The 12,654-nt window shown below is 63.5% G+C and carries 11 protein-coding genes and 3 pseudogenes; 6 read left to right on the forward strand and 8 right to left on the reverse strand.

What is annotated here, in order from left to right:
* Positions 1-31: 31 nt before the first annotated feature.
* Complete coding sequence (gene hpt / locus LAJ19_RS07470) at positions 32-559, forward strand: hypoxanthine phosphoribosyltransferase (protein ID WP_225475155.1); 528 nt, start codon at positions 32-34, stop codon at positions 557-559.
* A gap of 57 nt (positions 560-616) precedes the next feature.
* On the opposite strand, the gene LAJ19_RS07475 is transcribed toward hpt, so the two are convergent.
* On the reverse strand, positions 617-1,693 hold the full coding sequence (locus LAJ19_RS07475) for an endonuclease/exonuclease/phosphatase family protein (RefSeq protein ID WP_225475156.1): 1,077 nt from the start codon (positions 1,691-1,693) through the stop codon (positions 617-619).
* A 193-nt stretch (positions 1,694-1,886) separates the two neighbouring features.
* On the opposite strand from LAJ19_RS07475, the gene LAJ19_RS07480 reads away from it, so the two are divergent.
* The 3 genes from LAJ19_RS07480 to leuS all read left to right on the forward strand — a co-directional run bounded on the left by LAJ19_RS07480 (position 1,887) and on the right by leuS (position 6,198).
* Positions 1,887-3,110, forward strand: a complete 1,224-nt coding sequence (locus LAJ19_RS07480) for an ArsB/NhaD family transporter (protein WP_225475157.1) — start codon at positions 1,887-1,889, stop codon at positions 3,108-3,110.
* Between the two features lie 10 nt (positions 3,111-3,120).
* Positions 3,121-3,543 carry a hypothetical protein gene (locus LAJ19_RS07485; RefSeq protein ID WP_225475158.1) on the forward strand — a complete coding sequence of 141 codons (423 nt, stop codon included), beginning with the start codon at positions 3,121-3,123 and terminating at the stop codon, positions 3,541-3,543.
* A 174-nt stretch (positions 3,544-3,717) separates the two neighbouring features.
* Positions 3,718-6,198 carry a leucine--tRNA ligase gene (gene leuS / locus LAJ19_RS07490; RefSeq protein WP_225475159.1) on the forward strand — a complete coding sequence of 827 codons (2,481 nt, stop codon included), beginning with the start codon at positions 3,718-3,720 and terminating at the stop codon, positions 6,196-6,198.
* Positions 6,199-6,283: 85 nt separating this feature from the next.
* Here the strand turns inward: leuS and LAJ19_RS22050 are convergent.
* Positions 6,284-6,899, reverse strand: a pseudogene (locus LAJ19_RS22050) (transposase); the annotation flags it as partial.
* Between the two features lie 62 nt (positions 6,900-6,961).
* On the opposite strand from LAJ19_RS22050, the gene LAJ19_RS07500 reads away from it, so the two are divergent.
* Positions 6,962-7,354 (forward strand): transposase, encoded by a 393-nt coding sequence (locus tag LAJ19_RS07500; RefSeq protein ID WP_225475161.1) that lies wholly within the window; start codon positions 6,962-6,964, stop codon positions 7,352-7,354.
* Here the strand turns inward: LAJ19_RS07500 and LAJ19_RS07505 are convergent.
* Positions 7,288-7,857 (reverse strand): integrase core domain-containing protein, encoded by a 570-nt coding sequence (locus tag LAJ19_RS07505; protein WP_225475162.1) that lies wholly within the window; start codon positions 7,855-7,857, stop codon positions 7,288-7,290. The two genes, LAJ19_RS07500 and LAJ19_RS07505, sit on opposite strands and share 67 nt — an antisense overlap.
* Here LAJ19_RS07505 and LAJ19_RS07510 point away from each other — a divergent pair.
* The gene (locus LAJ19_RS07510; protein WP_225475163.1) at positions 7,856-8,449 is read left to right on the forward strand and encodes a hypothetical protein; all 594 of its coding nucleotides are present in this window, start codon (positions 7,856-7,858) and stop codon (positions 8,447-8,449) included. The genes LAJ19_RS07505 and LAJ19_RS07510 overlap by 2 nt on opposite strands.
* Here LAJ19_RS07510 and LAJ19_RS07515 read toward each other — a convergent pair.
* The 5 genes and pseudogenes from LAJ19_RS07515 to LAJ19_RS07540 all read right to left on the reverse strand — a co-directional run.
* Positions 8,408-9,579, reverse strand: a pseudogene (locus LAJ19_RS07515) (IS3 family transposase). The gene LAJ19_RS07510 and the pseudogene LAJ19_RS07515 sit on opposite strands and share 42 nt — an antisense overlap.
* Before the next feature lie 647 nt (positions 9,580-10,226).
* Positions 10,227-10,718 carry an ankyrin repeat domain-containing protein gene (locus LAJ19_RS07525; protein WP_225475164.1) on the reverse strand — a complete coding sequence of 164 codons (492 nt, stop codon included), beginning with the start codon at positions 10,716-10,718 and terminating at the stop codon, positions 10,227-10,229.
* A 60-nt stretch (positions 10,719-10,778) separates the two neighbouring features.
* Entirely contained in the window at positions 10,779-11,147 is a 369-nt protein-coding gene (locus LAJ19_RS07530) for an IS3 family transposase (RefSeq protein ID WP_225475165.1), read from the reverse strand.
* 20 nt (positions 11,148-11,167) lie between these two features.
* The gene (locus LAJ19_RS07535) at positions 11,168-11,437 is read right to left on the reverse strand and encodes a transposase (protein WP_225475166.1); all 270 of its coding nucleotides are present in this window, start codon (positions 11,435-11,437) and stop codon (positions 11,168-11,170) included.
* 324 nt (positions 11,438-11,761) lie between these two features.
* A pseudogene (locus LAJ19_RS07540) lies at positions 11,762-12,616 on the reverse strand (transposase); the annotation flags it as partial.
* Positions 12,617-12,654: the final 38 nt, after the last annotated feature.

The following is a 12,654-nucleotide window of genomic DNA, read 5'->3' on the forward strand; positions in this document are numbered from 1 at the left end:
GAGCGGGGCGGGCGTGTTAGCCTACGGGTCTATGAGTCTCGCCCCCGGCACCGGTCCCGTCCAGATCACGCAGGAACAACTGCAGGCCCGCATTCACGAAATTGCCGCGAAGATCCGCGAGGACTACCGGGGACTGGAACCGCACCTCATCTGCGTTCTGAACGGCGCGTTCATGTTTCACGCGGATCTGGTGCGCGCCCTGAACTTGCCCTGCACCATTGATTTCCTGCAGGCCAGCTCGTACGGGAATGCCAAGCAGTCCAGCGGCGAGGTCCGGATCATCAAGGACCTGCAGTTTCCCATCAGTGACCGGCACGTGGTTCTGGTGGAGGACATCGTGGACACCGGCATCACCATGAACTACCTGCTGCACTACCTGGAGGGCCGCGGTCCGAAGAGTCTGAAGATCGCGGCGCTGCTCAGCAAACCCAGCCGCCGCAAGGTGGAGATTCCCGTGGAGTATCTGGGCTTCACCATTCCGGATGCGTTCGTGTACGGGTACGGCCTGGACCGCGCGCAGTTCGACCGGAACCTGCCGTTCATCACCAGTCAGGAGTAACCCCGGCGCCGGAGGGGTGATGGAAGGGGCTGTGCCCATCCATCACCCCTCCGGCCTTCACGGCAGGGTGAGCGTGGTCAGCATGGCGTAGTGGTCACTGATTTTCGGCTCGTCCTGCCGCACCCGTTCCTGCGCGCGCTTCAGGCCGGGCGAGTAGAAGAAATAGTCGATGGTCCGGTCAGGCTTCCCGACCGCCGGGTCGTTCGGAAAATGGGTGATGAACCGCGTGTCCCCGGAATCAATCTGCGCCCGGCTGGGAAACGACGCGTAGCGCTCCATCAGGGGAGTCAGCTCCGTCCGGGGATTGAAGTACGCCCGCTCCCGGGCCCGCAGACGGTCGTACGCACCGCGGGTCCCGAGCAGATTGAAATCCCCCGCCATGACCCACGGGGCCGGCGTGCGTCCCAGCAGGTCCTGCACGAACGCCACCTGCCGCCCCATCGTGTCGCACCCCTGCGCGAACGCGTCCATGTGCGTCTGGAACGCGGTCAGCGGCTTCCCACCCTGTACCGGCAGCGTCACGCCCAGGACCGCCCGCTTGAAGTTGAACGCCACCGTGACCGGATCTCCGCAGATGCGGGGCAGCTGGTAACGCGTGGCGGATGACATGCGGTAGCGGCTCAAGGCACTCAGACTCAGGCCGACCTTCCCCATGATCTTCGGGTGCGGCACGAACGCCGCGCGGTGGTAGTAGGTGGTGGCCGAGCACGGGTACACCCCGCCCAGCCGCGCCTGAATCAGCGCCAGTTGATCCTGCCGGTCCGTGCGGCGGCTGTCCCGGTCGACCTCCTGCAGCAGCACCAGGTCCGGACGCTCCTCGCGGATCACGCCCACGACCTCCTCCAGTGTCCGCGCGAGACTTGCGGCGGTGGGCCGGGCGTCCGGGCCGTCCCCGGCCAGCGTGTCGTAGAAAAACACATACCCGCGCCCCGCGAGGTACTGCACGTTCCAGCTCAGCACCCGCACGTCCTGCCCAGGCCGCAGGGCCGGTGCTGTGGCCGGGCAGGTCAGATCGGCCGCCTGTACAGGCCCGGGGTGGTCAGTCAGGGCGTAGACGAGGCCCGCCAGGACGGCCACCAAGGCCAGCAGTCCACCCAGCAGGCGCGGCAGCCACCGCGTCACGATTCGGTTCATGGTGGGCGCAGCATACGGGAATGGCAGCCCCGCGGAGCGCTGCTTTCCCTGACACCCCGCCCCCAGGTTCGTCAGGGCCTCCGGACAGCGCGGGCCGGGGTTCGGGGCGGCCCGGCGCTCTAGCGTGGCGCAGATGCCGGCGGTGCTGATCGTGATTGTGACCGTGGCGCTGGTGGTGTGACAGCCGCGGGGAGTGGGCGCCGCCCGCGCGGCCACCCTGGGTGCGGTTCTGGCCCTGTCGAGTGGCGTGGTGCGCCTGGCGGACCTGCCACTGCTGTGGCTTGCGACGTGGAACGCCACGCTGACACTGGTGAGCCTGATCGTGCTGAGCCTGCTGCTGGACGCCGCGGGGCTGTTCCGCTGGTCGGCGCTGCATGTGGCCCGCAGGGGGGGTGGCAGCGGCCGCCGGCTGCTGTCGCTGCTGATCGTGTTCAGCGCGGTGGTGGCCGCCCTGTTTGCAAATGACGGTGGCGTCCTGATCCTCACGCCTCTGGTGCTGGAGGTCGCGGCGACGCTGAAGGTGAGCCGCGCGGCGACGCTCACGCTGGCGCTCGCGGTGGGTTTCGTGATAGACGCCGCGAGCCTGCCCCTGACCATCAGCAACCTGACCAACAGCCTCACTGCGGACGCTTTTCACCTGGGGTTCGGACCCTCCGCGGGCGTGATGGTTCCGGTCAACCTCACTGTGGTCGGCGCGTGCCTGGGGGTTCTGCACCTGCTGTACGGCCGGACCCTGCCGCGCCGTTACGACCTGAGCGCACTGCCCACCCCGGCGTCCGCAGTGCGGTCGTGGGGGGTGTTCCGTACCGGGTGGCTGGTCACGCCGCTGCTGCTGGCTGGCGCGTTCCTGGCGCAGGACCTGGGCCTGCCGCTGAGTGCGGTGGTGGGCGGGTGCGCGCTGGTGGTGTGGGTGGTCGCGGCGCGCAGCGGGAACGTGGGCAGCCGGGCGGTCCTGCGGGCGGCTCCGTGGAACGTGGTGGCGTTCAGTCTGGCCATGTACACCGTCGTGTACGGTCTGCGAAGCGCGGGAGTCACCGGGGTATACGGAGCGTGGCTGGCGGGGTGGGCGGCGCACGGCACGGGCGGCGCCGTCCTCGCGTCGGGCCTGAGTGCCGCGGCGCTGAGCGCAGGCCTGAACAACCTGCCGGCCCTGCTGACCGCCATTCTGGGCATTCAGGGAAGCGGTGTGGGCGGCCCGGCGCGGCAGGCGCTGGCCCTGGGGGCAGTGGTCGGCGCGGATATCGGCCCGAAGCTCAACCTGGTCGGCAGTCTGGCCACGCTGCTGTGGCTGCACGTCCTCCGCAGCCGCGGCATCCATGTGGGTTGGGGGGAGTACCTGCGCGCCGGCCTGAAGCTCACGCCGCCGGTTCTGCTGGTAGGTCTGCTGGCCCTGTGGGCCCGGCTGGGCCTGCGGTAGGCTGCGCGTCATGCGTTCTTCCGTATGGGGTGCAGGGCTGGCGTTCGTGCTGCTGGTGGCCGGGGCGGCCGGGTGGTGGCAGACCGGCGCGCGCTGGCGCGGCCCGCTGTACTGCTTCGAGCAGGCGGGGCTGGTGTGGGGCCTCTCCCCCATCCCGGCGGGCGTGGCGGCGTCCTGCCCGGAATCGCGGACCGTGCGAGCGGAAGTCCGGGCCGGCCGGGCCAGACTGGAGCAGTTCACGCTGCCCGGCTGGGCGCCGGACACCCTGATGCGGCCCCTGCTGGCCGGGGGGTTCACCGTGCTGCGGGCCCTGCCGGATGACGGGGTGCAGGTGGAGGCCATCCTGACACGCGGCCAGGAGCGGGTGCTGTACACCGCGGCGCACCAGGGTGAGGGCACGTTCGTGACCCTGAGCCGTGTGGGCCGGGACTGAACCCAGGGCCCGGAGCAGACACCGGGTGACGGGTAGGGCCGCTTGCAGTATGCTGGGCGGCATGATCCGCTCTGCGCTTACCACCCGGGGACGACTCGACTGACCGTCAGGTTCAGATTCGGGCGTCCCCGGCTGCGTGCCGGGGCGATTTTTTTGCTTTCCAAGGAGTACCTCATGACGCAGACTGACGACACGCAGGGCATCAGCATCACCGAACCGCGCATGGAGCGCTACAACCCCCACGCCATTGAAGGCAAGTGGCAGGACACCTGGGCAAAAAGCGGCCTGTACATCTTCAACGAGGATGCGCCGGGCGAGAAGTTCTACGCACTGACGATGTTCCCGTACCCCAGCGGGAACCTGCACATCGGGCACTGGTACGCGAACGTCGCGCCGGACGCCCGCGCGCGCTGGATGCGCATGCGCGGCTTCAACGTGCTGTTCCCCATGGGCTTCGACGCGTTCGGCCTACCCGCCGAGAACGCCGCCATCAAGAACAACCTGAACCCCGCACAGTGGACGCACAGCAACATCGCGCACATGACCGGGCAGTTCCAGCGGATGGGCACCATGATCGACTGGTCCCGGCAGTTCGCCACGTGCGACCCGGAGTACTACCGCTGGAACCAATGGTTCTTCACTGAGTTCTTCCGGCGCGGCCTGGCCTACAAAAAAGACGGCCTGGTGAACTGGTGCCCGAAAGACCAGACGGTCCTGGCGAACGAACAGGTCGTGAACGGCCACTGCGAACGCTGCGGCACCGCCGTAGAAAAACGCAACCTGAGCCAGTGGTACCTGAAGATCACGGAGTACGCCGACGAACTGCTGGACTTCACGCACACCGACATGCCTGAGAAGGTCCGCCTGATGCAGACGAACTGGATCGGGAAGAGCGTGGGGGCAGAAGTGACCTTCGCCACCCCTGCCGGCCCGGAAACCGTCTTCACCACCCGCCCTGACACCCTGATGGGCGCCACCTTCATGGTGCTGGCCCCCGAGCACGGCAAGGTCAGGGCCCTGACCACCGACGAACAGCGCGACGTGGTCGAGGCGTACGTGGCCGCCGCCGCCCGCAAGACGGACGTGGAACGCCAGCAGGACAGCGGCGACAAGACCGGCGTGTTCACCGGGTCGTACGCCACGCACCCCATCAGCGGACACCAGCTGCCGATCTGGGTGGCGGACTACGTGCTGGTCACGTACGGTACCGGATCCATCATGGCGGTGCCCGCCCACGACGAGCGGGACTTCGCCTTCGCGCGCAAGTTCGATCTGAACATCATCGAAGTCATCCGTCCCCAGGGCCACGACCCCATGCCCGCCGACGCCACGGAAGCGTACACGGGTGAGGGAGTCATCGTAAACAGCGGTGAATTCGACGGCCTGCCCGGCGGAAAGGCCAGCATCGCCACGATCGTCGGGCGCCTGGAAGCCCAGGGCATCGCAAAGGCGAAAACCACGTACCGCCTGCGTGACTGGCTGGTCTCCCGCCAGCGGTACTGGGGCACCCCGATTCCTATCGTGTACTGCGCCGAGCACGGCGCGCAACCCGTCCCGGCCGGCCAGCTGCCGGTGCGCCTGCCCGACAGCGTGGAGTTCACCCCAACCGGCCAGAGTCCCCTGAAGTTGAACACCGAGTGGACGCAGACCACCTGCCCCGTCTGCGGGGGCCCCGCCGAACGGGACACGGACACCATGGACACCTTCGTGGACTCCAGCTGGTACATGTACCGCTTCCTGAGCCCCCAGGACGATCAGCATCCCTTCGACCCGGCGAAGGCAGGCATGCTGCCCGTGGACCTGTACACCGGCGGGATTGAGCACGCCATCCTGCACCTGCTGTACTCACGCTTCTGGACGAAGGTCATGCGCGACATGGGCCTGACCACCCAGAGCGAGCCGTTCGCGTGGCTGCGTAACCAGGGCATGATCCTGGGCGAGGACAACGAAAAGATGAGCAAGTCGCGGGGCAACGTCGTGGACCCTGACGACCTGGTCCGCGAGTACGGCGCCGACACCGTCCGCACGTATCTGATGTTCATCGCCCCGTGGGAACTGGGCGGCCCGTGGGACCCGCAGGGCATCAATGGCCCCGCCAAGTGGCTGAGCCGCGTGTGGAACCTGTACTTCGAGGAGAAAACCGTCGGCCCGGCCGAGACGGTCAGTGAAGCGGACCTGCGCTACGCCCTGCACAGCGCCCTGAAGAAAGTCGCTGGGGACTTTGACCGCCTGAGCTTCAACACCATCGTCGCCGCACTGATGGAACTGACGAACACCCTGGTCAAGGCCAAGCGCGCTCCGGCATTCGGTACGGCCGCCTGGGACGAAGCGCTGAACATCTTCAACCTGATGCTGGCCCCCATTGTTCCGCACATCGCTGAGGAAATCTGGACGGAACGCGGCGGGACCGGCAGCGTCCACGCCCAGTCCTGGCCTGCCACGGACGAACAGGCCGCCACACGAGACACCGTGACCATGGGCGTGCAGGTCAGCGGCAAAGTGCGCGGGCAGGTCACGATCAGCAAAACCGCCACGAACGAGGAGGCTCTGGAGGCCGCAAAAGCCAATCCTGACGTCGCCCGGTTCATCGAGGGCAAGATCATCGTCAAAGAGATCTACGTTCCGGGCCGGATCATCAATATCGTGGTTCGCTGAAGGTTTGTAAAAACTGCTCCGCTTCAGCTGTGGTCGAGGCGGAGCATGTCATATTTTCCATCTCTTAGCTGTACTTCGGGGAAATTCAGGGTCCACTGAATACAGCTGTGCAGCACGAACAATATCCAAGAGGGGCACTGGATCGCTGGGGATATTCCCCGGCGATTTCCCTCCGAATCGGTGGCACCATCTCTCCGAACAAACCATCAGGTTGTGATAGACGCAGCCGTTGCAGAAAGAGCAAGACCACCAAGCAGAGGACGCCGTGATGGTGCAAGCTCTGCCAGCTTTGGCCTTCAAAGTGGTCCAGTGCCGTCCGCCAATCGAACATACGTCGCTACGAACGTGCCGATCAGTGGTCCTCTCGTGCCATGGCGGCACATGACCCGTGTCCAGCGTTTCCGACTGAGAACCGCCTCAATAGATTCGGTCTCCTCTGAAGGCGTTGGATGTCGAGGAGGACAGTCTCGGAAATGTTGTGGAATCGGAATCAGGCGGACGTGCGCGGGAGACACACGCTGCGTCTTCATGGTCCCAACCGACCAACGGAGGCCACGCGCCGTAAGGGCTCGCCGGAGTGCCGCATTGACGCCATATCCGGCGTCCGCGAGCACCATCCCGTACTGAATTGTGCCCGAGAGGTCATCGATTTCTCGCAGGGCGATCTCCCACTTGGTGGACCCGAGCAGGTGTTCCTGTGGTGACGTGACCCCGGTTGGTCGGCCCACTCTGAATGAGACAAGATCGTCTCCAGGGAGGGGTCATGAAGCGCAAGCAGTACAGCGAAAATGAAATCCTTGATGTCTTGGCGCAGGTCGAGGCGAGCACCGCGGTCGGTGACGTCGCTCGGTTGTCTGGAGTTTCTAAGGCCACCATTCACCGCTGGCAGGCACGGTACGGCGGCATGACCAAGGACGACGCGAAGCGCGTCCGGCAGCTGGAAGAAGAGAACCGTCGCCTGAAGAAGCTGGTGGCAGATCTGACGCTCGATCACAGCATCCTGAAGGAGGTGTGGGCTGGCCCCAAAGTTTGGACGATCGCGAGTAGAGACTCGGCTCAAAAGAAGGGTACACCATCGGTCGCCGGTGCTCACCCCGGTGGCGGAATGACGGCCGTCTCTGCGGTGCCCTTTCCGCAGAGGGGGACGGCGGCCTGACGCCTGGCCAGTTGGGCACATTCGTCGGGTGTGCGGTACTTCAGGGAGGAATGGGGCCTGCTGGCGTTGTAGAACGTTCGGTACCCGTCCAGGAGGACCTGGGCGTGCTTGGCCGAATAAAACACCTCCTGGTTGAGACACTCCTCGCGCAGCCGAGAGTGAAAGCTCTCGGCGAAGCCGTTCTGCCACGGTTTCCCTGGTTGAATGAACCGTGTGCCGATCTCCTGGACCGCCAGCCAGATCCCCAGGTCATGGGCAATGAACTCGGGACCGTGATCGCTGCGGATGAATCCTGGTGCACCACGTTCAGCGATGACCTCGTTCAGGACGTCCTTCACGTCCGTGGACGTGAAGGACTCGCGGACCCGCACTGCCAGTGACTGCCGCGTGAACTCGTCGGTCAAGGTCAGGATTTTTAGGGTGACCCCGCTCAGGGGGCAGTTGGGTGGAACCAGACCTACCACACGGTGAGGGGGATGCGTGTAGGAGAGAAGGCAGCACATGTCGAAAGCGCTCCTTCCCCTGGAAAGCTTTGCCTGCCCCGCTCAACACTGTGAACAGCACGGCCAGCGCGGGCACGGCAATCTCCGCGTCCGTAAGCTCTACGGCCATGAGCAACGCCGCCTGCTGAAGTGCCAAGTTTGTGGCACTGAGTTCAGCGAACGAAAGGGCACGCCGCTTTGGAACACCCGTGCTCCCGAACATCAGCTGATCAGCGCCGTGGAGCACCTGGGTGCCGGGAATGCCCTGAAAACCACGGCGAAGTTGACCAAACTGAGTCGCCCCACCGTCCGGCGACTGGCCATCCTAACTGGCCTCCACGCTCAAGGCATTCATGACCAGCACGCCAAGGACCTTCAGCTCAGCGCCTTGCAGGCCGATGAACGCTACGGCTTCGTTGAACGCAAAGACCAGCAGCTGTGGGAAGCAACGGTCATCGAACCCAGGAGCAAGTTCTTGGTGCAAAGCGAACTCGGTCAGCGGAACGAGGATCTGGGACGCCGCCTGTTGCTCGGCGCTCGGCAACTGATCTGTCAAGGGTTTGGTGGAGCCTCAGTTCAGGATGTAAGCCTGCTCCTCGAAGGCCGTCGGTGACTGATACCCCAACGACGAGTGACGACGGCGACGGTTATAGAACACTTCAATCCACTCGAACACCTCTGTCCGTGTCTGGGCACGGTCCCACTGCGCTTCACCAAGCCCCATCTCCGTCTTCAATGTCGCAAAAAAGCTTTCCTGGACAGCATTATCCCAACAATCCCCCGCCTCGCTCATACTCTGAACGGCCTGCAGTCTGTCCAGCGCCTGCTGGTACACATCGCTCGTATACTGGCTCCCTCGATCCGAGTGATGCAGGAGTCCGCCTGGTGGTTTCCGACGCGCTACGGCCATCTCCAACGCCGCTGTGACCAGCGGCGTCTGAAGTCGCTCATTCAGCGCCCAGCCGACAATTTTCCTCGAGTACAGGTCCATGACCGTTGCCAAGTACAACCAGCCATCACGGGTGGGTAGGTACGTCATATCCGTGACCCACTTCTGGTTCGGGGCATCCGCAGTGAATGCCCGATCAAGAATGTTTTCTGCGACTGGACGCGAAGATTTCGTTTTGGTCGTCGTACGGAACTTCCGTTTCCCACGTGCGACAAGCAGGGCTTGTCGCATGAGCCGCCTGATCCGCTGACGACTGACCTGCTCTCCCTGTGCCTTCAGGTCGGCTTGGATGCGCAGCGCCCCGTATGTTCCCCGGCTTTCCTCGAAGCTGGTCCTGATTTTCTCGATCAGCACGCGGTCTTTTGTGATCCTCTTGCTCTCCGGCCTTCCCCGCGAAGCGTAGTACCCGCTGATGCCCACCTCGAGAACCCGGCACATCAGTTCCACTGGGAACTCGTTCTGGTGCCCCTCGATGAATTTGAAGATCAGGGCTGCTTCGCGAAGAAGGCCAGTGCTTTTTTCAGAATATCCCGTTCCTGTCGTGCAATTTCCAGTTCCCGCTCCAGTTCCTTGAGTCGAGCCTCCTGTGGTGAAAGGGCGGGGATTCCCCGCCCGGTGAAGGCTGGGCGGCCAGCGGCCGTCTGGGTGTCCTGCTGCTGCTTCCACCGGACCACGTAGTGAGGGGGAACGCCAAGGTCACGGGCAATCTGGGCGCAACTCTTTCCGGTCGTGCGGACCAGCCGGACGGCTTCTTGTTTGAACTCAGCGGTGAATTTCTGCTTGGGTACGGACATTCTGTCCTCCAGTGTGGATCACACTGAACTTACCCTCCACCAAACTCTATCCAGTTCAAACGACTGGCCAACCCGCATGACTTGGTGCTCTTTACCGATGGCTGGGCAGTGTATGAGTCGTTGTTCTCCGAAGTCTTCGGGGTGCCGTACCAACCACCACGCAAAGGATCGCAGGGACGCTTCAAGAAGTTGCGGTTTCGGGTGCCCCGCACGCTGGCACATGTGTTGATCATCAAGCGGCGGGAGGGAGGCCGCGTGGTGGAAGTACTTCAACGTGTTGCTCACGGATCCTGGAAACGCGTTGACGCCGAAGTCACACACCTCGGGTACCAGACGCCGAACACCTCAGCGGTGGAGCGCCAGAACGGCACCGCCAGACGAATGAACGCCTTTGAGGCCAGGAGGAGCTTGGCCTTTGCCCGTACACCGCTGATACGTCGTGCGCTGAGTCAGCTGTGCATGGGGATCTACAACTGGTGTAACGAGCAGCGCGGGCTTCGTACCAAGCTGCCTGAGCCGCAAGGGAGAAGGCAGTACCACCAGCGTTCCCCAGCTATGGCGATAGGCATCGCAACACGAGTTTGGTCCGTGGCCGACTTGCTGAGCTTTCCCATCTCCTGCTGACGGCTGTTGGTCAGGCGCAGTTTTCAGACTGACGAGAGAAATTCAGCCCCTTTGCTCCAGCCGTAGAGACGTGCGTGGTCGGCTGCGGTGTGGCCTTGATCGTCGCGTAACTTCTGGTCGGCGCCACGTTCAAGCAGGAACTGGAGGAAGTCCAGGCTTGGCTCTTCGTCATTTTGCACAGCGCCGTCGTACTCGACATCCACGGCATGAATCAGGGGTGTCCAACCGCCGTATTTGCGCACATTGATGTCCGCACCATGAGTCAGCAGGAGTTCCACGCCCTCTCGCCAGGCGTTCTCGACGGCGGCGCTCATCGGCGGGAATCCAGTGTCGTCGTAACTGCCGTTCGGGTCTGCACCTGCTGTGAGGAGGAACGCTGACACGTCGAAGTTCTGGAAGAAAACCGCTCGAACAAGTGCGTTCGTCAAGTCTTCCACTGGGTATCTATGCGTGGAGACCTCCTGTCGAAGGCGCTCCCACTCCTGGTTGAGGGCGAGCTCGTAGAGGTTGACCACCGTATTGTCATCCTATAGCCAAGCAGGGACGAGGAGGATAAGGGGTCGGTCCAGTTCCACTCAACTGCCGCTCAGGGTCTGGCCGAAGATAAAGTCGTAGGTCCAGACGTGTTTGGGAGACTCGGCGTTCATTGGAATCGACGTCCCCGTGCGGATTTTCTTGCTGGTCTTCGGTGTAATGGTGAGGGCTTCTTCCCGCCAGATGCGCCGGACCCTCTTCCGGTTGATGTGCTGACCTTCCTGAACCAGCAGGGCGTGAATGAACCGGCAACCCCGTCGAGGGTGGAGTAGCGCCAACTCGCGGATCCGTTGCCGAAGTTCGCTGTCCTGGCGCGGATTCGGACGATAGTGCCAGGAGGATTTCGGGAGGCCCACCAGCAGGCAGGCCCGGTTGGGCCTGACCCGCGCTGTGACCAGATCTTGGACCACAGTGCGTTTCTCGGTGGGCGTTACCGCTTTTTCTGGACCACGCCTTTCATGGCATCAATCTCCAAGCGTTGTTCGCCGACGATCCGCAGGAAACGAGCATTTTCCCTTTCGAGCTGACGAAGCCGTTTGGCTTCGTCTACGGTCGTGTCGCCGTATTTCTTCTTCCAGCCGTAAAAGGAGGCGGGACTGCAGCCGAAGTCTCGGCAGAGCTCGTCAATGGGCTTCTCGCCTTTCTTGGCCTCCTGGAGCAATTTGATGATCTGATCTTCGGTGAACTGGCGTGTCTTCATAGGACGGCCTCGCTTTCCAGCCTACCGCTGGGTCCGAGCCTGCGTTTCTATTACGTCCCGTCCAGTTTTCGGAGGGCAGACCAGGTGCCACCGGCAGAACGTGGTGAACCCCGACCAGTCACCGCGATCCCAGACGCCCGTCAAAAAGCGGGTCATCCGGGAGGTGCGGCACCTGTTCGGGATCAGTGAGCGGCGGGCCTGTCGTGTCCTTGGTGTTCATCGTTCGACACGGCGTCATCGCGCCACGAGAGATGACCGTGACCTGGCGGACAAGCTCCGGACGCTCGCGTGCGAGCGTCCCCGGTTCGGATATCGGCGTCTCCCTCAGTACCTGACAGGTTGGGTTTTTTGCTGTCTAGGAGCGGGGAAAGGGGCTTTAAGCAGATCGAAGTACGTGTAGAACGTGGTTTTCCCCCACCGGAGCGCAGGACACAGCAGTTCTCGTCCATCGCTCGCCCGGCGAGCATGCTTCTTGGTGAGGATGGGTTGCTGCTCAGTCCGCCATATCCCGATGCGGACGATCCAGGCCAGCGCCAAGCTGAGCAGACCAAAGAGGCGGGAGAGGCGATCTGGCTGGGTCATGTGGGTCTGCTCGAGGTTCAACCCCCGTGTTTTCATGGCTGAGAACGTACATTCGATGCCCCTCCTCAAACCATAGGTCGTCAGGGTGTTCCAGAGGGACAAATCCGAGGCGACGAGAAGGCGCTCTCCCTGTGGGGAGAGCGTCGCCACCACGCGCATCCAACGGCCATCCACCCAGATCCGTTCGAGTAGTTCACGAATCTCTCCTGGCTTGAGATTCTGGAAGGAATCGCGCGCAGGTTCTTCGTCCAATACAGTGTTTTCTCGTATACGGAGACATCGCTTGATCTGTCGGTCTCGCAAAACACTGAACCACTCCCGCCCGACAAACTCTCGGTCGGCGATCAGGACCGCCCAGCGTCGAGCGGGAAGACGCTTCAGAAGCAGGCCGACCAGGAGCATCCGGACCCGCATGTCAGTGTTGCCGCCATGCGGCAACACGTTCCACATCAGAGGAAGCCCCACATCCCCGAGGGCCACGCCCAGCACCAGCAGAGTGAGGTCCTGTTGCCCCAGTTGCCAGTGTGTCCGGTCGAGGACGAAGGTCAGCTTGCCAGGTGGCAAGAGTGGAAGCAGGACGTCTGTGACGTCCTGCGGCTTATTGATAACGGCACAGGTTCGCCTTGCTCCCGTCC

The organism is Deinococcus taeanensis, from assembly GCF_020229735.1.
Lineage (GTDB): Bacteria > Deinococcota > Deinococci > Deinococcales > Deinococcaceae > Deinococcus > Deinococcus taeanensis.

What these genes read in the sequence shown, in the direction of transcription:
- hpt (WP_225475155.1), top strand. Translation starts at nt 32, where the DNA reads ATGAGTCTCGCCCCCGGCACCGGTCCCGTCCAGATCACGCAGGAACAA.
- LAJ19_RS07475 (WP_225475156.1), bottom strand. Translation starts at nt 1,693, where the DNA reads ATGAACCGAATCGTGACGCGGTGGCTGCCGCGCCTGCTGGGTGGACTG.
- LAJ19_RS07485 (WP_225475158.1), top strand. Translation starts at nt 3,121, where the DNA reads ATGCGTTCTTCCGTATGGGGTGCAGGGCTGGCGTTCGTGCTGCTGGTG.
- leuS (WP_225475159.1), top strand. Translation starts at nt 3,718, where the DNA reads ATGACGCAGACTGACGACACGCAGGGCATCAGCATCACCGAACCGCGC.
- LAJ19_RS07500 (WP_225475161.1), top strand. Translation starts at nt 6,962, where the DNA reads ATGAAGCGCAAGCAGTACAGCGAAAATGAAATCCTTGATGTCTTGGCG.
- LAJ19_RS07510 (WP_225475163.1), top strand. Translation starts at nt 7,856, where the DNA reads ATGTCGAAAGCGCTCCTTCCCCTGGAAAGCTTTGCCTGCCCCGCTCAA.
- LAJ19_RS07505 (WP_225475162.1), bottom strand. Translation starts at nt 7,857, where the DNA reads ATGTGCTGCCTTCTCTCCTACACGCATCCCCCTCACCGTGTGGTAGGT.
- LAJ19_RS07535 (WP_225475166.1), bottom strand. Translation starts at nt 11,437, where the DNA reads ATGAAGACACGCCAGTTCACCGAAGATCAGATCATCAAATTGCTCCAG.